The 22,719-nt window shown below is 34.9% G+C and carries 21 protein-coding genes and 2 pseudogenes; 5 read left to right on the top strand and 18 right to left on the bottom strand.

All coding sequences use genetic code 11. The features are described from left to right. Nucleotides 1–290 precede the first annotated feature (290 nt). The 8 genes and pseudogenes from Ana3638_RS16270 to Ana3638_RS16240 all read right to left on the bottom strand — a co-directional run bounded on the left by Ana3638_RS16270 (nucleotide 291) and on the right by Ana3638_RS16240 (nucleotide 8,105). Nucleotides 291–902: a cysteine hydrolase family protein gene (locus Ana3638_RS16270; RefSeq protein WP_161838971.1), complete on the bottom strand. Its 612-nt coding sequence runs from the start codon at nucleotides 900–902 to the stop codon at nucleotides 291–293. An 82-nt stretch (nucleotides 903–984) separates the two neighbouring features. After that, nucleotides 985–1,209 carry a CsbD family protein gene (locus Ana3638_RS16265; protein ID WP_246240306.1) on the bottom strand — a complete coding sequence of 75 codons (225 nt, stop codon included), beginning with the start codon at nucleotides 1,207–1,209 and terminating at the stop codon, nucleotides 985–987. 101 nt (nucleotides 1,210–1,310) lie between these two features. Beyond that, nucleotides 1,311–2,399, bottom strand: coding sequence for a radical SAM protein (locus Ana3638_RS16260; protein WP_161838970.1), 1,089 nt, complete (start codon nucleotides 2,397–2,399; stop codon nucleotides 1,311–1,313). Between the two features lie 382 nt (nucleotides 2,400–2,781). Continuing rightward, nucleotides 2,782–3,078 carry a hypothetical protein gene (locus Ana3638_RS26395; RefSeq protein ID WP_330587615.1) on the bottom strand — a complete coding sequence of 99 codons (297 nt, stop codon included), beginning with the start codon at nucleotides 3,076–3,078 and terminating at the stop codon, nucleotides 2,782–2,784. After that, nucleotides 3,066–3,818, bottom strand: coding sequence for a sulfate/molybdate ABC transporter ATP-binding protein (locus Ana3638_RS16255; RefSeq protein ID WP_330587614.1), 753 nt, complete (start codon nucleotides 3,816–3,818; stop codon nucleotides 3,066–3,068). Before Ana3638_RS16255 ends, Ana3638_RS26395 begins: the two co-directional genes overlap by 13 nt. After that, nucleotides 3,815–4,495 (bottom strand): molybdate ABC transporter permease subunit, encoded by a 681-nt coding sequence (gene modB / locus Ana3638_RS16250; RefSeq protein ID WP_161838969.1) that lies wholly within the window; start codon nucleotides 4,493–4,495, stop codon nucleotides 3,815–3,817. Before modB ends, Ana3638_RS16255 begins: the two co-directional genes overlap by 4 nt. A gap of 168 nt (nucleotides 4,496–4,663) precedes the next feature. Next, a pseudogene (locus Ana3638_RS16245) lies at nucleotides 4,664–5,280 on the bottom strand (extracellular solute-binding protein); the annotation flags it as partial. 737 nt (nucleotides 5,281–6,017) lie between these two features. After that, nucleotides 6,018–8,105 carry a polyribonucleotide nucleotidyltransferase gene (locus Ana3638_RS16240; RefSeq protein WP_161838968.1) on the bottom strand — a complete coding sequence of 696 codons (2,088 nt, stop codon included), beginning with the start codon at nucleotides 8,103–8,105 and terminating at the stop codon, nucleotides 6,018–6,020. 622 nt (nucleotides 8,106–8,727) lie between these two features. Here Ana3638_RS16240 and Ana3638_RS16235 point away from each other — a divergent pair. Then, nucleotides 8,728–10,128: an NAD(P)/FAD-dependent oxidoreductase gene (locus Ana3638_RS16235; protein ID WP_161838967.1), complete on the top strand. Its 1,401-nt coding sequence runs from the start codon at nucleotides 8,728–8,730 to the stop codon at nucleotides 10,126–10,128. 164 nt (nucleotides 10,129–10,292) lie between these two features. On the opposite strand, the gene Ana3638_RS16230 is transcribed toward Ana3638_RS16235, so the two are convergent. Beyond that, nucleotides 10,293–11,675, bottom strand: coding sequence for an MATE family efflux transporter (locus tag Ana3638_RS16230; protein ID WP_408609526.1), 1,383 nt, complete (start codon nucleotides 11,673–11,675; stop codon nucleotides 10,293–10,295). Between the two features lie 142 nt (nucleotides 11,676–11,817). Then, nucleotides 11,818–12,084 (bottom strand): 30S ribosomal protein S15, encoded by a 267-nt coding sequence (gene rpsO / locus Ana3638_RS16225; protein ID WP_161838965.1) that lies wholly within the window; start codon nucleotides 12,082–12,084, stop codon nucleotides 11,818–11,820. A 363-nt stretch (nucleotides 12,085–12,447) separates the two neighbouring features. Between rpsO and dpsA the strand changes: the two genes are divergently transcribed. Then, complete coding sequence (gene dpsA, locus Ana3638_RS16220) at nucleotides 12,448–13,338, top strand: dipicolinate synthase subunit DpsA (RefSeq protein WP_161838964.1); 891 nt, start codon at nucleotides 12,448–12,450, stop codon at nucleotides 13,336–13,338. Continuing rightward, nucleotides 13,325–13,912, top strand: coding sequence for a dipicolinate synthase subunit B (locus Ana3638_RS16215; protein WP_161838963.1), 588 nt, complete (start codon nucleotides 13,325–13,327; stop codon nucleotides 13,910–13,912). The genes dpsA and Ana3638_RS16215 overlap by 14 nt, the downstream gene beginning before the upstream one ends. A gap of 344 nt (nucleotides 13,913–14,256) precedes the next feature. Here the strand turns inward: Ana3638_RS16215 and Ana3638_RS16210 are convergent, their stop codons facing one another. The 8 genes from Ana3638_RS16210 to Ana3638_RS25765 form a co-directional block, all read right to left on the bottom strand. Further along, a complete protein-coding gene (locus Ana3638_RS16210; protein WP_161838962.1) occupies nucleotides 14,257–14,916 on the bottom strand; it encodes an undecaprenyl diphosphate synthase family protein in 660 nt (219 codons plus the stop codon). Nucleotides 14,917–15,198: 282 nt separating this feature from the next. Then, nucleotides 15,199–15,684, bottom strand: coding sequence for a J domain-containing protein (locus Ana3638_RS16205; protein WP_161838961.1), 486 nt, complete (start codon nucleotides 15,682–15,684; stop codon nucleotides 15,199–15,201). Between the two features lie 95 nt (nucleotides 15,685–15,779). Then, nucleotides 15,780–16,922, bottom strand: coding sequence for a GGDEF domain-containing protein (locus Ana3638_RS16200; protein ID WP_161838960.1), 1,143 nt, complete (start codon nucleotides 16,920–16,922; stop codon nucleotides 15,780–15,782). 130 nt (nucleotides 16,923–17,052) lie between these two features. Further along, entirely contained in the window at nucleotides 17,053–17,616 is a 564-nt protein-coding gene (locus Ana3638_RS16195) for a CDP-alcohol phosphatidyltransferase family protein (RefSeq protein WP_246240303.1), read from the bottom strand. Nucleotides 17,617–17,653: 37 nt separating this feature from the next. Further along, the gene (locus tag Ana3638_RS16190; RefSeq protein ID WP_246240300.1) at nucleotides 17,654–18,799 is read right to left on the bottom strand and encodes a hypothetical protein; all 1,146 of its coding nucleotides are present in this window, start codon (nucleotides 18,797–18,799) and stop codon (nucleotides 17,654–17,656) included. Between the two features lie 455 nt (nucleotides 18,800–19,254). After that, nucleotides 19,255–19,578 (bottom strand): 4Fe-4S dicluster domain-containing protein, encoded by a 324-nt coding sequence (locus Ana3638_RS25775; RefSeq protein ID WP_281352948.1) that lies wholly within the window; start codon nucleotides 19,576–19,578, stop codon nucleotides 19,255–19,257. Between the two features lie 136 nt (nucleotides 19,579–19,714). Further along, a complete protein-coding gene (locus Ana3638_RS25770; protein WP_281352838.1) occupies nucleotides 19,715–19,993 on the bottom strand; it encodes an aldo/keto reductase in 279 nt (92 codons plus the stop codon). Nucleotides 19,994–19,995: 2 nt separating this feature from the next. After that, nucleotides 19,996–20,388 carry an aldo/keto reductase gene (locus tag Ana3638_RS25765; RefSeq protein WP_281352837.1) on the bottom strand — a complete coding sequence of 131 codons (393 nt, stop codon included), beginning with the start codon at nucleotides 20,386–20,388 and terminating at the stop codon, nucleotides 19,996–19,998. 304 nt (nucleotides 20,389–20,692) lie between these two features. Here Ana3638_RS25765 and Ana3638_RS16180 point away from each other — a divergent pair, with 304 nt between their 5' ends. Both Ana3638_RS16180 and pdxR read left to right on the top strand, forming a co-directional pair. Further along, nucleotides 20,693–20,953 (top strand): MerR family transcriptional regulator, encoded by a 261-nt coding sequence (locus Ana3638_RS16180; protein WP_330587613.1) that lies wholly within the window; start codon nucleotides 20,693–20,695, stop codon nucleotides 20,951–20,953. A 253-nt stretch (nucleotides 20,954–21,206) separates the two neighbouring features. Next, a pseudogene (pdxR, locus tag Ana3638_RS26845) lies at nucleotides 21,207–22,620 on the top strand (MocR-like pyridoxine biosynthesis transcription factor PdxR). Nucleotides 22,621–22,719: the final 99 nt, after the last annotated feature.

The raw sequence follows: 22,719 nt of genomic DNA, 5'->3' as shown, positions 1-22,719 counted from the left end.
ATTGTAATATTATATTTATAAAATATCAAGAATAATCGGTTATTACGAACCGGAGATGTTTCCCGGATTCTGGAATAAAGTAAACAAGTCCGCTTCCACCCGAAGGTTTTTCATTTTATACGAGGAAGTTCAGGGAACTTTCCTCGTATTAATACCGGAAGAAACATGCTTTGCGACTTTCTTCGGTTCGCGTGCGCGTTGGAATTATTGCAAGCAAGCTTGCTAATTCTCACTTTGCTTTCGCGGAAATAAAAAAGCCTTCCCGGAATATTCCGGGAAAGCTTAATAATTTACTGATTTAATTGATATATCATATCTTCCAGTGTTATTACCCTGGCAAAAGCGAATTCAAAATTGCCAAAAGAACCGGCTTCAGCTTCTTCCGTAAAAGATGCGGTGGTTTCTCTTGGTACAAATACATTGTAATCACGATAAAAAGCGTCTCTGACCGTTGATTCCACACATACATTCGTTGCTATTCCGGTAATTACTAAGTTATTAACTTCTAAACCTTTTAGTATATCTTCCAGCTGAGTATTATAAAAAGCGCTGAACCTGTGCTTTTTAAGAATATAATCACCCGTTTCTGGTTTTAATTCTTCAATGAAGTCTCCATCCCAAGTCCCCTCAAAGCAATGGCCTAAATCCATAATCGGAGGAAAAACACTGGCAATGAGTCCTGCATCTGCCTTATCGGTACGATGAGTATGCTGAATATAAATAACCGGACGACCTATTTTTTTAAATTCTTTTTTTATTTTTTTAATAGGTTCGATAACTATGGACGTTCTTGATGTATCAAGACCCATTTTAGATAATGATCCATCCTTATGAATGAATGCGTTCTGCATATCAATGATCAACAACGCACTGTTATCTTTATTAAATGATAAATCCGTCATAATGTAAAACCATCCTTTATTGAATCTTATTTGACAATATTCAACATTATACGCTGTCCAATCGTATTTATCAATATAAAATTTACTTTTTCTTTTTATCTTCAATTACTACATTAACTTTATCCAAAAGATCATTTGTTTTTCCCAATACGGCATCTTTCATATCATCGGCTTTCTCACCGATGGCAGCTTTCATACCTTGGACTTTACCCTGAAACTCAAGATCTTCATCATCCATCCATTTTCCTGCTGTTTCTTTCATTTTACCTAAAACTTTATCTTTTCCATTCTCTATTTTGTCCATCATATTACTTCCTCCTGTACTAATAAATACATGTTATTGATAATAATATTAGCAAATTGGAGAAAGACTATGCAAAAGAAACCGATTGATGCATTTTGTTCTTACTAATTAATTAACGTTTCTACTATGTCCTTTCTCTCAAACAAAATACAACCACCATGATGTTCACCCAATAAAATATTGTTATTTCTTAACTTTTGAAAGAATGGAGAATGTAATGCTTCTTTTAATGTTACCGTTTTTATATTAATATCCGAATAAGGAGAAAAAGGACAAGGCTCCACACCGCCCTGATAATTAATGTGAAAAAATCCTCTGCCAGCCGCCAGGCATCCTCCCGATGACTTTTCGTCTCCCGGGAATGAAATAAAAATCATATCATCATAGTTTTTCCTTAAACTTAATAATTGTTGCTCCAAATACAATCTGTCTACCTCTGAGGGTGCTATATCTGCGGTTTCCGATGTTACGGGAACATATTCTACATAAAAAATTACTTTGCATCCCAGATTATAAAGATTCGATATAAAACTTTCTTCGGTAACTTCTCCCAAATTCTCTTTATTTACAGTAATTGACACCCCGTAGAGAATTCCCCTATTCTTCATTTCATTCATACCCATCAATAATTTGGAATAAATACCTGCTCCTCTTCTTTCATCCGTAGTTAAAGAATCACCTTCGATACTAAAGACTGGGATTAAATTCCGGTTATGATTTAATAACGTTATATAATCTTCGTCTAACATTGTTCCATTTGTAAAAATCGGGAATACTATGTTTTTATATTTCGCTGCTGTTTGTATCACTTCTTTACGTAACATGGGTTCACCACCGGCTAGCAGAATGAAAGAAATACCAATTTCACCCGCTTCTTTAAAAATGAAATCCCATTCCTTTTCTGTAAGCTGATTATCTGTACCTTTATCCGTACAGGATTTATTTGCTCTGGCATAACAGCCTTTACAATGAAGGTTACAGGAATTCGTAATACTTGCAATAAGAAAAGGAGGAATATGTTCTCCTGCGGCTTCCTGCTTTTGTCTGATTTTTCTGGATTTTCTTATTTCTAACATGAATTTTGCAATAAATGCACTTTCTTTTGGATTCTTTAATGATGCTTTGACAGCACCTTTAATTATATTTTCCACACCATTGCTTAAATATTCTTCTAAATTAAATTCAAAATTCATCCCTGACTCCCAACTTGATATTTTTAATGATATTTCTTTCTATGTATAAAAGAAACTTTTCTTTACTACTATTAGATACCTTTTGTTTTGATACTAATATTTTTATTTTAACACTAAAATATTTATTTTTCCATCTTTCGGTAAATTCTAATGAAGTTTTAAGACTTTATTAATCTCCTTTATTGCTATGCTTTTTTACTCGTTTATATGCCTTGGCAGTAACAGAAAAAACCGGTTGAAAAGATGTGTATCTCATCTAATTCAACCGGTTTATTTAAGTATTAGAACTATCATGTTTATCCAGCTCTGCTATTCCAACGAACAGCGCAATTAAACGCTTATGCATACATAATTTAACACTTTAATTTTAAACAAAAAGTTCTTATTCCAGTAACATCAAATGCTCCTTGGGAAGCCTTATATAATCAGGTAATTTCTCATTTAGTGTATTAATCCAATAGGATTTACTGATTTTCCACCATAATTCATTGGAATTACTGTTTATAATTAGGTTTTTTTCAAAAGGGCTATCAGTGATACGAATACAATTGCAGGGCAGTGTATTTTCAATTGTTTTATCATCAGAAGGCCTGATATCATGAGCACGGATTCCTATATAACTTATATTATCACTAACTTCTTCTGTTTTTAATAATATTCCCCAATCTAAGGCTTCCACTGTATTCTCCGACTGTTTTTTATTCTCGATATATTTTTGCATCCCGTCAGTCTTGCGGCAGTCAGCTTACCGGGTTTATCAAAGAGGTCTTTCGTGTTACCGCTTAATATCAGATTTCCGGTATCCATGATAGCAATGCTGTCACATAAACCATAAATCTCATCCCTGTTATGGGATACCATAATAGTATCCACGTGATATGCTTTTAGAATCTCTAACAGTTCCCGCCAAAGATATTCCTTAAGATAAGAATCCAATGCTGAAAAAGGTTCATCCAGTAAAATCACATCCGGTTCATATGCCAGTATTCTCGCTAACGCTACTCTCTGCTGCTGCCCGCCGGATAACTGCATGGGGTATCTTTTTTCTAAACCTTTTAACTGCAGAAATTCTACCATTTGATCCACTCTGGGTTTTTTATATTTTTTAGTACCCTTTAATCCGCAACCAATATTTTCTTCCACTGTCATATTGGGAAAAAGAGCATAATTTTGAAATAGATATCCGACTTTTCTTTCCTGAGGCCGTAAATCAATCTTCTGTTTTGAATCATATAATACTCTGCCATTTAGAATAATACTTCCCTCATCCGGTGTTTCTATTCCGGCGATACATTTTAATGTCATACTTTTACCGCATCCGGAAGCCCCCAAAAGCCCCATTCTTTCTTTATCCATATTCATATTAACATTCAGGGAGAAGCTCCCTAATTTTTTTCTGATATTCACCGATAAGCTCATTTCTTCCCCTCCCAGGTTCCGTATTTTCTCTTCCTGTTTGGCAGATAATTCATAAAGAAAACAACGGTAAAGGATATGATTACTATAAGGATAACCCAGACAGCAGCCCGGTCCATTCTGTTTCCCTGCACTGCCATATAGATTGCAACGGGAATCGTCTGGGTGACTTTTGGTATATTACCGGCTATCATAAGAGTCGCACCGAATTCACCCAAAGCTCTTGCAAATGCCAGTATTCCGCCGGATAGAATTCCCGGAAGAGCAAGGGGTATGGCAATCTTCCAGAATATATGCCACTCCGATAAACCAAGGGTCCTGGCTGCAAATAGTAAATTTATATCAATCTGCTCGAGGGCCGCCTTTGCGGATCGGTACATGAGAGGAAAGGCAATCACAACCGCTGCCACTACCGTTGCAGACCAATGAAAGATAACCTGTATGCCAAAATAGGATAAAAGTTTACCGGCAGGACCATGTTTTCCTAACAATACCAGCAGAAAAAAACCTGCCACGGTAGGTGGTAATACAAGGGGAAGGGTAAATAAACCGTCCAGAAACCACGCTATCCTGCCCCTTAATTTCAGAATCTGGTTAGCAGCATAAATGCCAAGAAAAAATGTGATTATAGTAGCTGCCATTGCAGTTTTTAGTGATATCAATAAAGGTGACCAGTCCATTCTTTTACTCCTTTCTTATTAAAATATACATAGTACATAGGTAATTGCGAAACTATATAGTTTTCCGAATATCCCATACAATTGATACTGATTTTATAGCTTCAGTTGCCTTATGGGCAAGATTCAGCTCTGAAATTGTATCAATTGCATGGGATATAGATAATTTTATTTATTAGCCGTAAATCCGTATTTTTCAAAAACCCCCAGCGCTTCATCCGTAGTCAGATACTCTACAAATGCTTTTGCAGCTTCGACTGATTTCGTATCTTTTACAACGGCAGCCGGATATATTACCCTAGAAGTACTTCCCTCCGGTGCTTCTGCTACGACTGTAACTGAATCACAGGATTTGGTATCCGTGGCATATACAACCCCTGCGTCTGCGTTGCCGGTACTTACCCAGGATAATACTTCCGTTACATCTTTTCCGTAGGTTGCCTGTTTTTTTACATCGTCTAAGTTATTCAGGGAAGTAAATACTTCTTCGGCATATTGTCCGACCGGAACACTTTCCGGGTCTCCTAAAGCAATCACAGGTGCTTTTAATATATCCTCAAAACTAGTAATACCAAGTTTACTGTCTTTCGGAACTATTAATACTAACTTATTTTCTAACAGTTCTTTTTTGTTCCATCTAATATCAATCCTTCTTTCTCCAATGTTTCCATTTGCTTTAATGCCGCAGACATAAATACATCCACCGGAGCGCCTTGTTCTATTTGTTCCTGTAATGTACCTGAACTGCCGAATGTATAGATTACTGTAACATCAGGGTTTTCCTTTTGATAATTTTCACCGATTTCTTCCATGGAATTTTGTAAACTTGCTGCAGCTACTACAAGGATTTCAACCGGAGCTGTTTCATTGGAATCACTGTTTTCCGCAGAACCGGCAGTTCCCTTAGCAGCTGTATTACTGTCTTTTGTACCGCTGACCTGACCGGTATTATTTTTACCGCATCCAACTGTTAACATTACCGACATGCAAATAATTAGAAATAATACATATTTACCTTTTTTCATATAAAGTCTCCTTTCTTTCTGTTAACTAAATCAATAATAAAACGAGAATGATTCTGCTAAAGAAAATCCTATGAAATCGTTTTGATCGTTAAACTACTTGCTATGCGCTCTACCACGTTACAATCAACAAACTTAATGATCGGCCACATTGCTTTCTCGGCAATAAAAAATGCCTAAGACATATTGTCTTAGACACCTTTGTCTTACCATAGTACTCATTGAAGCTGAGAGACTTATGGTAGCTTGATCATGTTATTCTGGTTATGTAATGTTTTATCAAATAGTTATGTTTTGATTTGTTTCGTTTATTTTATGTTCTGTATTTTACCCGTTTAAAAATAGAAAGTCAAGAGGAAATAAACCATCTGCTTCCTGTAGTGAATAGTTCTGAAGTATTATAATAAAGGGGCAGTCACACTACAGCATTTTAAAAAGCTATTGTGTAACTACCCCAATTATATTTTTAATATATTATATTCTAATATCTTTAAACTATATATTTATTTAACATCTTTCATACTGAAGCTGATTCTTCCCATTTTATCTTTTCCAAGGCATACAACTTTAACAACATCACCCAAAGTAAGAACATCTTCAACGCGGTCAATTCTTTCTTTGGATATCTTTGAAATATGAACCATACCTTCTTTACCGGGTGCAAACTCAAGGAAAGCACCAAATTCTTTAATACTTACGACTTTACCTTCAAAGATTTGACCTTCCTCAAAATCAGTAACGATAGTCTGGATTATTTTGATGGCTTTTTGAATACTATCCGCATCTACACCGCAAACAGATACGGCACCATCATCCGTGATATCAATCTTAACACCGGTTTGGTCAATAATTGCATTAATTGTCTTGCCTCTCTGACCAACTACATCACCAATCTTAGTTGGATCAATCTTGATCTGAACAATCTTAGGTGAATATGGTCCAACTTCCGGACGAGGTTCGCCAATACAAGGAGCCATAATATCATCTAAAATATAAGTTCTGGCTTCTTTCGTTCTATAGATGGCTTTTTCAATAATTTCTCTGGTTAAACCATGAATCTTGATATCCATCTGAATTGCTGTAATACCCTTGTGGGTACCAGCCACCTTAAAATCCATATCACCAAAGAAATCTTCCAAACCTTGAATATCAGTTAATATGATATAATCATCATCCGTTTCCCCGGTAACAAGACCTACGGAAATACCGGCTACCATTCGCTTAATCGGTACACCTGCTGCCATTAAGGAAAGTGTGGAAGCACAGATACTACCCTGGGAAGTAGAACCGTTGGATTCAAGAACTTCCGATACGGTACGGATTGCATAAGGAAATTCTTCCTCTGTAGGAAGCACCGGAACCAATGCCCTCTCTGCTAAAGCTCCATGGCCGATTTCACGTCTTCCCGGACCTCTTGATGGTTTCGTCTCACCAACGGAGTAGGATGGGAAATTATAATGATGCATATATCTCTTAGAAGTTTCATTCTCGTCAATACCGTCTAATTTTTGAATTTCAGCTAATGCACCTAAGGTTGTTATGGTAAGAACCTGAGTCTGACCACGGGTAAACATAGCAGATCCATGAGTTCTGGGAAGTATATCCACTTCTGCTGCTAAATGTCTGATTTGAGTAATGTCTCTTCCATCCGGACGTTTCTTGTCTTTTAAAATCATCTTACGAACTGTCTTCTTCTGGAATTTATATACTGCTTCATCAATAAGCGGAATCCAATCGGGATTGGTTTCTTCATATCTTGCTGTTAATTTATCTTTGATTTCTCTGATATTGGCTTCTCTTACCTGCTTAACATCAGTAAAAACTGCTTCTTCCATTGCTTCCGGTGTAATAAAGGAAACCATATCCTGCCATAACTCATCCGGTGTATCACATTTTACATAATCATGTTTTGGTTTACCACATTCGGCTACGATTGTATCAATGAATTCGATTATTTTCTTATTTAAATCATGTGCAGCAAAGATAGCTTCAATCATCTTATCTTCCGGTAATTCATTGGCTCCGGCTTCTATCATGATAACCTTATCTCTTGTAGATGCTACAGTTAATGATAAAGTTGACTTTTCTCTTTGAGAACTTGTCGGGTTAAATACGAATTCCCCATCAACCATACCAACCATGGTGGAAGCAGTCGGTCCATCGAAAGGAATATCAGAAATTGCAGTTGCAATTGCAGAACCCAGCATAGCTGTTAATTCAGGGCTGCAGTCCTGATCTACACACATAACCAGGTTATTGAGTGTTACATCGTTACGGTAATCTTTTGGGAATAACGGTCTCATTGGTCTGTCAATTACACGGGAAGTCAGGATGGCATTATCGGATGCTTTTCCTTCTCTTTTAATAAACCCTCCCGGAATTTTACCGACTGCGTATAATTTTTCTTCATATTCAACACTTAATGGGAAGAAATCAATTCCCTCTCTTGGTTTATCGGATGCAGTTGCTGTTGATAAAACAACCGTATCTCCATAATGCATAAATGCAGCACCATTTGCCTGTGCCGCAACTCTACCTACATCAACGGTAAGAGTTCTTCCGGCTAACTCCATGGAAAAACTTTTGTACATATTTTGCTCTCCTTTGAAAGAATAATTTTTGTTGGAGATGCCGAAACTACTGAAAAATTCACCGAATCTATATTAATAAAAAGTTCAAAAGAATACTTTTATTCCGATAACCTTTTCAGAAGTCTCGGGATATATCTCCAACATTCACTGATTGAAAAGGGTAAAAAGGCCCTCTAATAGTATATTATAGCACTAAAATGATAAAATTACTACTAAATTTTTCAATTTTTCTATCAATCTGTTCCATTTTTATATAACTTTAAATTACTTATTTGAAAATTATAAAACGGACTTATATGATAATATTTTTCTGTAAAAAAGTTGAATGACATACATTCGATTATGTAAGTGGTGTTACTTCCTGTAAAAAAAGCTTCAATTAACTTAGCATTATTATAACATTTTATGCAGATCCCATTACCGTTTCCGTTCATATTAACGCTGCCCGGACAGTTAATTTAATGAAATTCATATTTTCTTGCATATTTATGAAATCTATGTTAGAATTTCGTTGGCAATCAGAAGACATATACACGAGACGGTATATAAGTTGAATACAATTTTTCGACTTAGTATTAAAGAATATCTAATTTTCCATAGGATATTCAGAAAAGAGGTTACTATGCAAAGATATGATGTAATTATTATAGGAGCCGGCCCATCCGGTATTTTTTGTGCTTATGAATTAATAAAAGAAAATAAAGCTTTAAAAATCTTAATGGTAGAAAAGGGACGCCCAATTGAAAAAAGAATGTGTCCTAAAAGGACAACAAAACAATGCGTAGGCTGCAAACCCTGCTCGATAACAACCGGTTTTGCAGGTGCCGGTGCATTTTCAGACGGTAAACTTTCCTTATCCCCGGACGTTGGCGGAAATCTTCCTGACATCTTAGGTTATGAAAATACCATTGAACTGTTAAAAGAATCGGATGACATCTATCTTAAATTTGGTGCAGACACCAATGTATACGGAATAGATAAAGAAAATGAAATACATGAAATCAGAAGACGTGCCATCAACGCTAATCTTAAATTAATCGAATGTCCCATCAGACATCTGGGTACGGAGGAGGGTTATAAAATTTATACCCGCCTGCAGGAACATCTGTTAGCTTCCGGTGTTGAGATGTTATTTAACACCATGGTTCAGGACATTATAATAGAAGATCAGCTGGCAAAAGGTATCATCATCGGCGACGGAACTACTTATTACGCAGATGAAATCGTATCTGCTATCGGCCGCGAGGGTTCCGACTGGTTCAGCCATATCTGCGCTTCCCACGGAATTGAAACAAAAGTAGGTACTGTTGATATTGGTGTTCGTGTTGAAGTCCGTGATGAGGTTATGGAATTTCTAAATAAAAATCTTTATGAAGCAAAACTAGTTTATTATACACCAACTTTTGATGATAAAGTACGTACTTTCTGCTCCAATCCATCCGGTGAGGTAGCAACGGAATATTATGAGAATGGTCTTGCGGTAGTTAATGGGCATGCTTATAAATCCAAAGAATACAAAACAAATAATACAAACTTTGCTGTTCTTGTTTCCAAGAATTTTACCAAACCATTTAAAACTCCAATTGAATACGGTAAATACATTGCACAATTAAGCAACATGTTATGTGACGGCAGGATTCTCGTACAGACATTCGGGGATTTCCAAAGAGGCAGAAGAACAACCGAAGAAAGGCTCTGTAGAAATAATCTTATTCCCACTTTAAAGGATGCCGTACCCGGAGATTTATCCTTAGTCTTCCCTCATAGAATTATGGTGGATATTAAAGAGATGATTCTTGCCTTGGATAAGGTGACTCCTGGTATTGCCAGTGATGAGACACTGCTTTATGGCGTGGAAGTTAAATTCTATTCCAATAAAGTAGTTGTTAACAAAGATTTTGAAACAAGTATTAACGGACTTAGAGCAATCGGTGACGGTGCTTCCGTAACCAGAGGATTACAGCAGGCATCTGCCAACGGAATCAGTGTTGCTAGAAGTATTTTAGCAAAAATGAATCAGTAAACCGGAAAATAAAAATGTTTCCTGCAGCTTTCAGGCAGGAAACATTTTTTATTTGTGTTTTTATTTATTATGATTTTATCAATTACTATTAAGTAACTGTTACCGTAACATTATGTATCTCCGGCTTTATATATCATTGAGCTCAATTTATACTTAATTTTTCATTAATATTCAGTTGCCACAAGATTCCTCAACCATTTTTTCTTGCGGTAACGTTTAATTCCAAGAATAAATTTATATATTTCTTCGATTAAAACCATGGCATATACCGTATAGATTGGTAAATGCAAAACTAGTCCGCCGATAAAAGCCATTGGAATGCCGATAAACCAAACTCCGGTACAATCTAAGAATAAGCAGGCTTTCGTATCTCCTCCGCTTCTTAAAATTCCAACGATATTAATCGTATTAAACATTTTAAACGGCATATATAGAATAAATACTAAAAAGCATAATTTAACATACCCGGCAACAATATCGGTTACATCAAAGAGATTAATAATTGGCTGTCTTATAAAAAAGCAGAATATTCCCACAAATACTGTTAACGTTAATTGAATAAAAATCAGATTTTTTGCGTGTTTTTCTGCATCCTTAAGATGCCCAGCTCCCATCTCATTTCCAAGGATAACCGCTGCTGCATTACTCAGGCTCATAAAAATAACCTGCATAATCTGCTCCACCGTCTGTGTTATGGTGATTGCTGCTACCGCAGAATCCCCCATTCTTCCATAAGCTAAAGAATATAAGGTAACTCCTAATCCCCACATAAACTCATTCGCAATTACAGGTGATACTGTAACAAAATACTTTTTGATAAATTCAAGATTAAATGATAATAACTCTTTTAGTTTAGCTGCAGCCGGTCCGTGATTCTTATAAACTATGAAAAGTAAAACACTGCTTTCCACAACTCTTGCCATTAATGTAGCAATGGCCGCTCCTGCTACTCCCAATTCCGGAAAGCCAAATTTACCAAAAATAAGTATGTAGTTAAATATAACATTCACTAAAATTGATGCTATACTTATAATAACCGGTGCTTTTACCTGATTTACCCCGCGAAGAAGAGATACATATGCATTGGTTATTGCAGTAAATGGATAACTGATAACTACAATTGAAAGATATACTGCCCCGATTCTTATAGTCTCTTCACTATTTGTAAAAATACCCATGACGAATTTCGGGTTAATGATACATGGTACGACAAATAATATTGATGCACTTAATGCTAAAATTAGGGAGATTCCCAAAACTTTTCTGATATTTACTACATCCCGCTTCCCCCAGTACTGGGCTGTCAGAACACCTGAACCGCTGACGATACCAAAAACCAGCAGCGTAAATACAAAAAAGACTTTATTCGCCAATCCGACACCTGCTATCGTGCTTTCTCCCAATTTACCTATCATTAAAATATCTACAAAATTTAAGATAGTATTTAAAAGACCTTGCAGGGCTATAGGTATCGTAATAGCAATCGTTTTGCTAAGGAAAGGTTTATCCTTAGCTATTATTTTCATTTGGTTTGTTATGTACATTATTTACACCCAATCATTTTATATTTTCTCCGATAAAAAAAGGATGGATAAAATCCACCCTTTCCGGTTTTTAAAATAGAATGTTCACGAAGTTATAATCTATGTCGCTGTAAATATAGCAACGAACGAATCCTAAAGTTTTGAATTATTTTCTTAATCCTAAACGATCAATCAAAGTACGATATCCTTCAATGTTCGTATTCTTTAAGTATTCCAATAAACCTCTTCTTTGACCAACCATTTTAAGAAGACCTCTTCTTGAGTGATGATCTTTCTTATTACTCTTTAAATGCTCTGTTAATTCATTAATTCTTGCAGATAAAAGAGCGATCTGTACTTCTGGTGAACCGGTATCTTCCGGTGTTCTTCCAAAACTTGCAATAATTTCTTGTTTCTTTTCTTTACTAATCATGGTTTTTTCCTCCTAAATTTTAAACGCCTGATACTAAGATAAAGGTCGGAGTGTCCTTATTCTGAGTATTGGCTAGTTGACGTTTTTTATCATAGCATAGTATCGGTAAAATGTAAACAGTTAATTCAATAATTGTACGAAAAATACGTTAAATTTCCAGTTACAGATTGCACCTTTTTCATAATACGTTGAACAAACAAGATTATACTCATGTATTGTCATATAAAAAAATCGTTATCCATATTAGGCATAGGTTAAGCAAGAACTTTTTTAATAAAATACCATATATTGAAGCATGCAATACTTATTAACTTAAGAGTTTTTCCATAAAACTTTTTCTTTAATAAATTTGGGAGGCTTTTTATGAATCCTACTAATTATGATTTTGCAATTATAGGCGGAGATATGAGACAGATTTTTATGGCAAATGATTTAATCGCCCGTAATTACTCTGTCATTGTATACGGTCTTACAGATCCATCTTTGGATTTATCCTGTACTACTGCTGATTCCTTAGCAGAAGCTATAGATTCCAGTCAAATTATAATCACCCCAATCCCTGTCTCAAAGGATGGACGGAATATAATTGCACAAACAGCACAACCGGATTTAACCATAACACAATTGTGCGCTTTACTTTCCTCCGGTCAAAAATTATATGGTGGATGCCTTACAAAAGAAATGAAAAAACAGTGTGATAATTTAGGTATCTATTATCATGATTTCATGGAGCAGGAAGAAGTTATTCTCTTTAATACAATTGCAACTGCCGAGGGTACTATTGCTGAAGCAATTCTTTCAAGTACCACTAACCTTCACGGTAGTTCCTGCCTTATCCTGGGATTTGGACGCTGTGCCAGAACCTTAGCCGAAAAACTAAAAGGTCTGTGCGGTAATATTGATATAGCCGCCCGATCTCACCTTGCTTTAGCTGCTGCAAATGCAGCTTCTTTTGGTACGGTAGCTCTTTCCGCCCTGGAAGAGAAAATTGACCAATATGATTACATTTTTAATACCATACCCTCTTTAATAGTAACAAGAGAACTGCTAATTAAAACAAATCCCGATGTTGTAATTATTGATATTTCCTCTGCTCCCGGTGGTATAGATTTTCCATCGGCAAAAGAACTATCCAGAAATGCCAAACTTTGTCTTGGGCTTCCGGGTAAATATGCCCCGAAATCCTCTGCGGCTTTTTTAACTAATTACCTGTTAACTAATCTAGAAAGAAGTGATTCATATGTCTTTGCATAATAAAAATATAGGAATTGCATTAACTGGTTCCTTCTGTACCTTTGATAAAGCATTTGAAGAAATTGAACATCTTCTTGCTGAAAATGTAAATGTTTATCCAATCCTCTCCTTTAACTCACAAAAAATTAACAGCCGTTTCGGCAAAGCTGCCGATTTCTATGATAGATTAAAACAAATGACCGGTAAAGAACCGATTACTACCATCGAAGATGCAGAGCCAATCGGTCCAAAGAATATGTTCGATATCATGGCTATTATTCCCTGCACCGGTAATACATTAGCAAAACTGGCTAATGGAATTACAGATACGCCTGTTTTAATGGCAGCAAAAGCTCATATCCGTAACAATAAGCCGTTAGTAATATCCGTAGCTACCAATGACGCACTCGGTTTAAATCTAAAAAATATAGGTACTTTATTAAATACTAAAAATATCTACTTTGTTCCATTTGGTCAGGATAGCCCGGACAATAAACCAAAATCCATGATAGCCCATACCCACCTGTTAAAATTAACAATAGAAAGTGCCTTGGAGGGCAAACAGATACAGCCGGTTGTTATAAGTCCATTCTGATAACCATCTTCCTTATATGATTAATGCTATAATCTTATTAAAGCTGATAAACAATTTATGAAATTAATTTCCGTTATTAAGTTAAAATGAAAAATACGGGGATATATGAATTAATTTTCAAATGATTCATGATATCCCCTTACATATATAAATATATTAAATAGGCAATTGCGAAACTAGCTTATTGCATCTATATACCATACAATTAATACAATTTCAGAGCTGAATCTTGCCTGAAAGGCAACTGAAGCTATGAAATTGTATTAATTGTATGGTATATTCAGAAAACTATATAGTTACGCAATTGCCTTATAAATATATTAGAAGTCCCGCTTCTTCTGGTATTAACCTCCCAAAGTAACGTCCTGGGTCTGATACCACTCCAGGGCATCATATAAATGCTGGATTTTAAATTCCGGCCACATATCATCTATTATATAAAAATCAGCATATATGGACTGAATCGGTAAAAATCCACTTAACCGCCTCCTGCCTCCCCATCTTATAATTAAATCAATCCTGGAAATATCTGAGGAAGCAATACTTGTGGTAAAATTATCATTCTGATCATTCTGCGGGTTTTTAATGGATTGTCTTAAATCCCAGTCCCATCCATAATTAACCAGAAAGTTCACATTCATTAGACCTTTTCCAAGGGTTACTCTTTTCGTAAAAGGAAGCAGTTCCTTAGGAAATAATGGAGAGCCTGAATTTCCCACTACCAGTAAATTTGCATCCTGTCCCGTTAACTGCATAACAGAATCCACACAGGCTTTTTGAAATGCTTTCGTCTGAACGGCAGGCCTTTTGGTATTGTCCTGGGTGAACCCATAAAAAGTCATTTCCTTAATACCTAATTCAATACACTCCCTATATAATTCAAAACCCGGGCTAATACCATGCTCGTATCCATCTTCCTTATTTAATCCGTTGCCTAATGCCCATCTTCTATTTCCATCGGGTATAATACCAATATGCCGGGGCAGTCTTTTGAATTGTTTCATTCTTACTTCCTTTCTTTCATTAACAGATATGTTCTTCTTTTATCATAGTAACAATAATATGTTTTATTGTCATCTGTTTCTTTCAAATCGGAATATTTAATGTTTTCGTATAATGTTATAATGATACAAAAATGGAATTATTATACTGGATGTTCCATGTTAAAAGTAAACTTTTCCTTTAACCTGTCAGATAAGTTCCATAAAGAAAATATGACCCATAGCATGTGCAAATGGATCATTCGTAAAAAAAATATTCTTTATCCCATCAGGCTTGAAACCTGATTATTTTATATGCAATGATTCAAATTGCTCAAGTAATTCAATAAACTTAGTTCCATCCCCACCCACATCCGGATGATAGATTTTAGCCAGTTCGCGAAATCTTTTCTTTATTGCACATATGTCTGCATCAAAGGGCAGGCCTAACTGAGCAAGTATATCCGGATCGTAAAAACTCATATCCAGCATTCCGTTATCTTTGTAAAATTGATAATAAACACCATAATAAAACTCACTGATGATATTTTTTAGTTCATCCTTATTCATTTTAGCTAATCGTTTTAACGGATATTTAACAGATTTTGAAGTGCTCTCATGAAGATCAAAGAAATCATCCCAGATTAGATTGGTATTATTCATTTTAGACAATGTATATTTATTATTACTTTCGGAGAAATCCATCACATGAAAACGTATTTTAAGTTCAACTTTCTTTAGATTTCTGATTTTACGTTTAATATCACCATAACTAATATAACAATCTGACATTTCTACCCCCACAGCTTTGTGATAGTAATGATATAAAAGCAGTTTAATTAATATTATTGTAGTCTTTTATCCGTGTAATTGCAATACCAATTTGGCTATTCCAGTTTAAGCAATTCTTTCTTTATCTGTTTATTATCATACATAAATTTATCAATCTGTTTTTTAAAGTCTTCCATACTTAGGTTAGAACGTAAATCATAAACAGAATATCCCATACTGAAACTTAGTATAAAAGGCTGATCATTGGTACTGTTATACTTTTCTAACGCACTTCTGATCTTAGATACAACCCCTTCTAGTTCGGTTATATCGGATATATCAAGAATGATGCAAAATTCATCCCCTCCGAAACGTGATATAAAATCATTTGCATGTAAGCAGCCTCTTAATAATTTAACAGATATTTGCAAAGCACGGTCACCCGTATCATGTCCATATGTATCATTAATTGATTTAAAGTTATCCAAGTCCAGCATTATAGCTGAAAACGTCTTACCATTCGTACTTGTACTAATTTTCTGCTTTAAATATAATTCGAGTTTTTTACGGTTATATACTCCCGTAAGATAATCCGTATATATATTATTGTTTTGGACATACAAAGCAACAATTAATAAAGAAAAAACAATTCCATTTAAAACTATGGATAACCCATAGAATATAATCTGTATTATTACACAGGCAAATGGTGGAATACCAAAAAACATAAGTGAAAAAAGATGTTTCTTATCAATTCTGTTCCGGTTGATAAGGGTTAGTATAAAAGCTACAAGAATTAAAACTGTAGTCATAAATGCTGCTAACCAAAAAAGTGGTCCTCTATGATAAATATTATCAGTGTCAATATAGTAATACCAACCGAAAAATTGTGTGAATATCAATAGTACCAAATTTAAACAATTTGCAGCATATATTGGTATTAGCAGGCATTTAGGTTTTTCTATTTTAGGGTATATCTGGTCATATACATAAATCAGCCATAGGGATGATATCATTGGATTAAGCAAAAATATTGCAAAGTTGCCTATATGGTTAAGAACCGGGTAAATAGTTACCGTTTTACCGTCAAATCTGCTCAATATATCAACTAAAAGCATAAATATGGTAATCTTCAGCATCCATTTATAATGTTTATTCTGAAGGGAATTCTCATCATTATGTTTTATTGAGAAGATATAGATGATTAAAAGAATCCCTATTGAATATACGTTTATAACAATGTTACTGGCTAAATTCATATCTCTGCTCCTTACTTATATATAATTGCTACTATAAGGTTTCATAAGTATTAATAACTGGTATCATAGAAAAATTATTAAAAAATGCTTCCTATAACTGCCATGATATCATATTTTATTCTATAAATCTTTACTTTTTCCTTACATACGGAAAAAGGGACTTTAAACTCATAAATATACTTTCTCTGTTCCTATTAAGATGTTTGGAAGTTATATGTATTAGAGTTTCTTCCAAGGCAGATAAAACTGCTATACCACAGATTAACCACAATACTTCATACTGATGAATTATACTGATGATCGGTGTTATAAAGGTAAGTAATCCGGTAAATTTGTTACCCCAGGTATGTAATATAACGAAAGTGTGATATTTATAAACTCCTATTCCTATATTGATCAGGCGAATAATCATAATTAGTATAAGGAATGGGATAAATCTGATTAGTTCCTGTCTCATCCATAGTATAACAAATGCCGCTATTATAGTGAAAAAGATTAAGTCGGCGATTGTATCCAGTTTTGCCCCAAGTTCGGTTTGTGTATTCGTTTTACGTGCAATATATCCATCCAAAATATCACTCAAACCGCAAATCATATATAAGGTTATAAATATCCATGGATACTGGAACATAAAAAATAATATAAGGGATAAAACAATTCTTGTTGCTGTAATCATGTTGGCAATATATTTCAATGTTATTTTCTACACTCCTATTATCTTCCTTTTATAATTATAACACTTTACTGCTGTCTTCACTCACTAATTCATTAACCGCATTTATAAATGTTCTTACTTCGTCAAAATCAGAAAGACACATTTTAAATTTCATTCTGCCGTGGCAGGTTATTTTCTTTTTCCCATTAAATTCATATGGTGTTTTTACTATACATTGGCTACAGCAGCCAATACATTCTGATAACTTCGAAAATAAACCTTCGGCTAAATCAGGAGAATCTATAATTAACTTATTTAATGTCATCTCCATCCTATCATCTTTTCTATGCCAAAATTCCGGTTTACTGCCAGTTATAATATACCAGCTTAATGAGTGATTCATCATATCATTGCTGGGATATATCTGATAAGAGAAACCATAATCGGAGGCAAGATAAGTGATTTTATTACCATATTTCTCAATTTGCCGTTTAAATTTCATAGGTTTTAAGGAACGGAGATAATTATCTGTTTTTTTTATTTCTTCCTGAATCACCTTTGGCAATAAAGAAATACAATTATCAAAAGTTGGTTTTTGTTCAGCTCCTGTTGCCTCGTTGATTATCAATGGTTTTGGCAGGTTTTCCGCATTATGTTTTATTTCTGGTTGATTATTATACTCTGTAATCAGTAACGATTTTACAACTATATTGGTATATTTTTCCCCAGTTATTTTTAGTGTAAAACCTGTATCGTTATATTCTTTGAACGTTTTAGCTTTCATGTATTTTTCTTTTTCCGAGTAAAAACGCTCTTCCCCGTTAATTAATATCTGCATTGCCTTACTAGCGTATAGAATGGATATGTCAACAAATTCGTTCATCGGAATATGATTATGATAGAATCTGGGTTTATAATTAGGTTCTATCATATCATCCAATCTTCTGTTATCAGAATGCAGGGTTCCGAAACTGATGTGCCCCCTCCCTAATAATAAGTACAATCCTGGTGCATCCAATTTTACGGTAAGATCAATTCGAAATGGTATATGCAACTTGTCTGGTAAGGCAACATACGAATCTGCAGTCATATTTTCTTTATCAAAATTCGTTGTTAATCTTTTTGTTGCCATCATATATAAATTTTTATCTGATGTTTTAGTTTCGATATGCCCTATAGGTATAAGTGAACATAAATCAATCTTATTTTTCATTCTAACCATGCCTTTCTCTCAACCTGCAAACTTTGAGCCGCAGGCACAAAGTTGCGTGTGAAAAATTCATTTTTCACACTAACCGCCATGTTATTTCCAACGCGCCTCATGTTTGGGCCGAGGTTTTCGCAGGCACAAACATGTGTGTGAATTATGCCTTTCAATAATTCACACTAACCCCTTATTATATTTCAACATTATACCATTTAAAAAAATCATTACCACATAAATTGTTAAATTTTCTCAGATTTAGTACAGCCAAACGAACAAACCGCCCTAATTTCTCAGGTTCACGTGCACGTTGCAAGCAAGCTTGTTAATTCCAACTTCGATTTCACAGAAATAAAATCAGCTTTCCATGATTAATGTTATTTTTAATCAAAGAAAGCTGATGCTTAAAATTAATAATGATAGAAAGATTAAAAGCGTTTAATAAAGTTATACGTAAAAGCTGCTATTCTGTATTATACAGCGGCTAAAATACCCTCGACACGGCTTAATTCCTCACGGATTTTAAGCTTCTGAGGACATTTCTTTTCACAGAGACCGCAATTTTTACAATTTTCAATTGTTTTACCGGCTTCCGCTTTGTACTTATTCATTTCTGATTTAGCATAATCGGTTAATCCATAGACATTATGGTAAGTATACAGGTTAAAAATATGAGGAATATTAATACCTACCGGACATGGCTGGCAGTATGAACATCCGGTGCAATATAATTCACTGAATTTTTTAAGCTGCTCTACCGCATCACCTAATTGAGTCCATTCTTCTTTGGAAAGTATTGTGTTATCACTGCCGATGGCCAGGTTTTTTCCACCATATCGATATTCTGCATACCGGACAAAGCACAGCTCAAATATGGATTACCTAATACAAATTTAAAAGCAAGTTCATAGGTAGCGATGGAGGGTTTACCGGTTAATTTGGTATAAAGGTCGGTAGGTGCAGCGAGCCTTCCTCCGCCAACAGGTCCATGGCTACCACACCAAGGCCTTTTGAGCCTGCATAATTAATCATTTCTTCATTGCTTCTGTCCAGCAGATTATATTGTACCAGCATAGTTTCCATGGGAATACCGTTTTCTTCAGCAGTATCAATAATATACTTAATATTCTGCGCATCATCATGGAATGAAAAAGAAATATGACGGATCAAACCTTCGTCTTTTGCTTTCTTAGCTTCTTCTAATAAATGCATTCCTATGATTCCCTCATCAAAGGACTTCTTATTAATACCCAGAAATGATAGAAATCAATATAAGGTGTATCTAATTTGGCAAGACTATTTTCTAAGAATTTTCTGAAATCTCCGGTTGATTTACAATCGGTTACCGGTATCTTTGTAGATATCATTACCTTATCGCGAATGCCCTTTAAGGCTTTTCCCACTGCTTCTTCACTGTTAGAATGACAATAATATGGCGCAGTATCAAAATAATTTACTCCATTTTCATAGGCATGCAGCAGCATTTCAGTCGCTTTATCCTGATCAACAAACCATTTACCGTCTTTTTCATATTCCGGAAGTCTCATGCAGCCAAATCCAAGTGCTGATATTTCCTCACCGGTGTTACCAAATTTTCTGTAATTCATAATAAACTCCTTTCAAACCAATACATAATTAAATCTATCAGAAGTTACTTTTAAACTTCTGATAGAAGGCGCTACTTTTGCGCTGTGCATCTGACTATAGGAACAAATTTTTTTCTATAGTACAAAACATAACACGAGTATAATCCATAGAGTTAACTCTAGGTCAATGGTTTTTCATAAGATCACGTAAGATTTCATAAAATAAAGGAGATAAAGTAAGATTTTTAATCCAATTGACACAATTTTTTTAATGTGTTATTTTATAAAGGATGGGGAAACTTAGGAGACAATGGAGGAAGTTAACATGGAATATACGATTAAACAGGTTTCAGAAAAAACCGGACTTTCCATATACGCTTTACGTTATTATGATAAAGAGGGTTTATTGCCTCTGGTGAAAAGAAGTCCAAGCGGGATACGGAAGTTTACGGATAACGATATTGACTGGATAGGGTTAATCTGCTGCTTAAAAAATTCAGGAATGTCAATTGACAACATTAAAGAATTTATGAATTTGTGCTTACAAGGAAACGAAACAGTCGAGACAAGAAAAATATTCTCTTGAAACACAAAGAGAATATATTATCACAGATGAAACAATTAGAAAGCAGTTTAAGTACTATTAATTATAAAATAGAACATTATAAGGAAATCGGAATTTTTCATATAGACAGTGAAAACTAATTATATTGAAACTAAAAATAGGTGCTTATGTTTGGTAACAGCCAGGTCATTACTTGCAAAATAACAAAGCAACTGGTATGCTTCTATTATCAAGAAAATCATTTTATTGCCATACCAATTTAGGAGGTATCAGAATGCTTACCATAAATATTGATCCCCGTTCCTCCCTGCCTATGTATGAACAGATTTATAATTATATAAAAAATGAGATAAAAGACGGTACACTTCCCTATCATTATAAATTACCTTCTACCAGAAGCTTAGCGATGAATCTTCAGGTAAGCCGGAATACCGTGGATATGTCATATGCACAACTGGTTTCGGAGGGTTATATTGAATCTATACCAAAAAGCGGATATTATGTAGCGATGGTATCCGACCTGATGCACATAAACCCGCGTGGTCCATCTATAACAAAGCCAGCCTTGCAGGCCAAATTACCGTACAGGTACGATTTTTCACCTTTTGCCATTGATATTAATAATTTTCCTTATAATATCTGGCGTAAGTTATCTAAAAACTGCATGAATGAATATAATAACGATATGTTTCTCTTAGGCAATAACCAGGGTGACGAAAGTCTTCGAAGTGCCATAAGCAGATATCTTTTTGAATCCCGTGGTGTTAATTGCAGTGAAGAGCAGATTATAGTCGGAGCGGGGCGGATTACCTGCTTCAGCTGCTTTCACAACTTTTTCAATATGTAAATACGATTAAAAATATAGCCATGGAGAATCCAACTTATAAACAGGCCTATAAAATTTTTACCGGACTGCATTACTCCGTATTGCCAATTGACTTAGACCAGAATGGAATTAAGATTCTGCCTTTATATGAGTCGGAAGCTAATGTAGTATACGTAACTCCCTCCCATCAATATCCGTTGGGAATAGTTATGCCAATTAAGCGCCGGATGGAATTATTGCAATGGGCCGATAAGGATCCTGACCGTTATATTATTGAAGATGATCATGACAGTGAATTCCGATATAAAGGAAAACCAATTCCTGCATTACAGGGTATTGATTCCTCCGGTAAAGTTATTTATCTTGGAACTTTTTCCAGAGCCGTTGCACCGGCTATCCGTGTAGGTTATATGGTGTTACCCAAAAGGCTTCTGGAATTGTATAAAAAGAATTTATATTATTACTCCTCTACGGTATCCCGAGTGGATCAGAACATAATTACCCATTTTATTACAGATGGATATTTCGAACGGCATTTAAATAAAATGAGAAAAATCTATAAAAGTAAACATGACCTGCTCGTTCAATGTTTGAAAATCTTTCGGGAGAAAGTAATTATTGAGGGAGAAAACGGAGGTTTACATTTGGTATTGAATTTTAACAGTAAGGTATCTGAAAATGAAATAATAGAAACGGCTGGAAAAAAGGGCATTAAATTATACGGACTTAGTGAACATTATATAAAAAACCGGATACCCTTTCTGCACCCTCAATTCTGTTAGGATACGCCAATGTACCGGAAGAAACTATTCCTGACGGAATTAATGCTTTATATGAAGCACTAAAAGAGTATCTGGCGTGACTGCATTCATGCGCATCCTGCCCGGAGGTTTTTTATCTCTTAGGACATAATTTTTTATAAAATAAAAAAGTGCATAATGAAAGGGGGAATAAGATTCCC

The organism is Anaerocolumna sedimenticola (assembly GCF_009931695.1).
GTDB lineage: Bacteria > Bacillota > Clostridia > Lachnospirales > Lachnospiraceae > Anaerocolumna > Anaerocolumna sedimenticola.
The sequence above is the reverse complement of the archived record's forward strand: the minus strand, read 5'-3'. Positions and strand labels throughout refer to the sequence as shown.

What these genes read in the sequence shown, in the direction of transcription:
- Ana3638_RS16265 (WP_246240306.1), bottom strand. Translation starts at nt 1,209, where the DNA reads ATGATGGACAAAATAGAGAATGGAAAAGATAAAGTTTTAGGTAAAATG.
- modB (WP_161838969.1), bottom strand. Translation starts at nt 4,495, where the DNA reads ATGGACTGGTCACCTTTATTGATATCACTAAAAACTGCAATGGCAGCT.
- Ana3638_RS16190 (WP_246240300.1), bottom strand. Translation starts at nt 18,799, where the DNA reads ATGGTTAGAATGAAAAATAAGATTGATTTATGTTCACTTATACCTATA.
- Ana3638_RS16200 (WP_161838960.1), bottom strand. Translation starts at nt 16,922, where the DNA reads ATGAATTTAGCCAGTAACATTGTTATAAACGTATATTCAATAGGGATT.
- dpsA (WP_161838964.1), top strand. Translation starts at nt 12,448, where the DNA reads ATGAATCCTACTAATTATGATTTTGCAATTATAGGCGGAGATATGAGA.
- Ana3638_RS16180 (WP_330587613.1), top strand. Translation starts at nt 20,693, where the DNA reads ATGGAATATACGATTAAACAGGTTTCAGAAAAAACCGGACTTTCCATA.
- Ana3638_RS16270 (WP_161838971.1), bottom strand. Translation starts at nt 902, where the DNA reads ATGACGGATTTATCATTTAATAAAGATAACAGTGCGTTGTTGATCATT.
- Ana3638_RS16260 (WP_161838970.1), bottom strand. Translation starts at nt 2,399, where the DNA reads ATGAATTTTGAATTTAATTTAGAAGAATATTTAAGCAATGGTGTGGAA.
- rpsO (WP_161838965.1), bottom strand. Translation starts at nt 12,084, where the DNA reads ATGATTAGTAAAGAAAAGAAACAAGAAATTATTGCAAGTTTTGGAAGA.
- Ana3638_RS16215 (WP_161838963.1), top strand. Translation starts at nt 13,325, where the DNA reads ATGTCTTTGCATAATAAAAATATAGGAATTGCATTAACTGGTTCCTTC.
- Ana3638_RS25770 (WP_281352838.1), bottom strand. Translation starts at nt 19,993, where the DNA reads ATGCATTTATTAGAAGAAGCTAAGAAAGCAAAAGACGAAGGTTTGATC.
- Ana3638_RS16240 (WP_161838968.1), bottom strand. Translation starts at nt 8,105, where the DNA reads ATGTACAAAAGTTTTTCCATGGAGTTAGCCGGAAGAACTCTTACCGTT.
- Ana3638_RS25765 (WP_281352837.1), bottom strand. Translation starts at nt 20,388, where the DNA reads ATGAATTACAGAAAATTTGGTAACACCGGTGAGGAAATATCAGCACTT.
- Ana3638_RS16235 (WP_161838967.1), top strand. Translation starts at nt 8,728, where the DNA reads ATGCAAAGATATGATGTAATTATTATAGGAGCCGGCCCATCCGGTATT.
- Ana3638_RS16210 (WP_161838962.1), bottom strand. Translation starts at nt 14,916, where the DNA reads ATGAAACAATTCAAAAGACTGCCCCGGCATATTGGTATTATACCCGAT.
- Ana3638_RS16205 (WP_161838961.1), bottom strand. Translation starts at nt 15,684, where the DNA reads ATGTCAGATTGTTATATTAGTTATGGTGATATTAAACGTAAAATCAGA.
- Ana3638_RS16255 (WP_330587614.1), bottom strand. Translation starts at nt 3,818, where the DNA reads ATGAGCTTATCGGTGAATATCAGAAAAAAATTAGGGAGCTTCTCCCTG.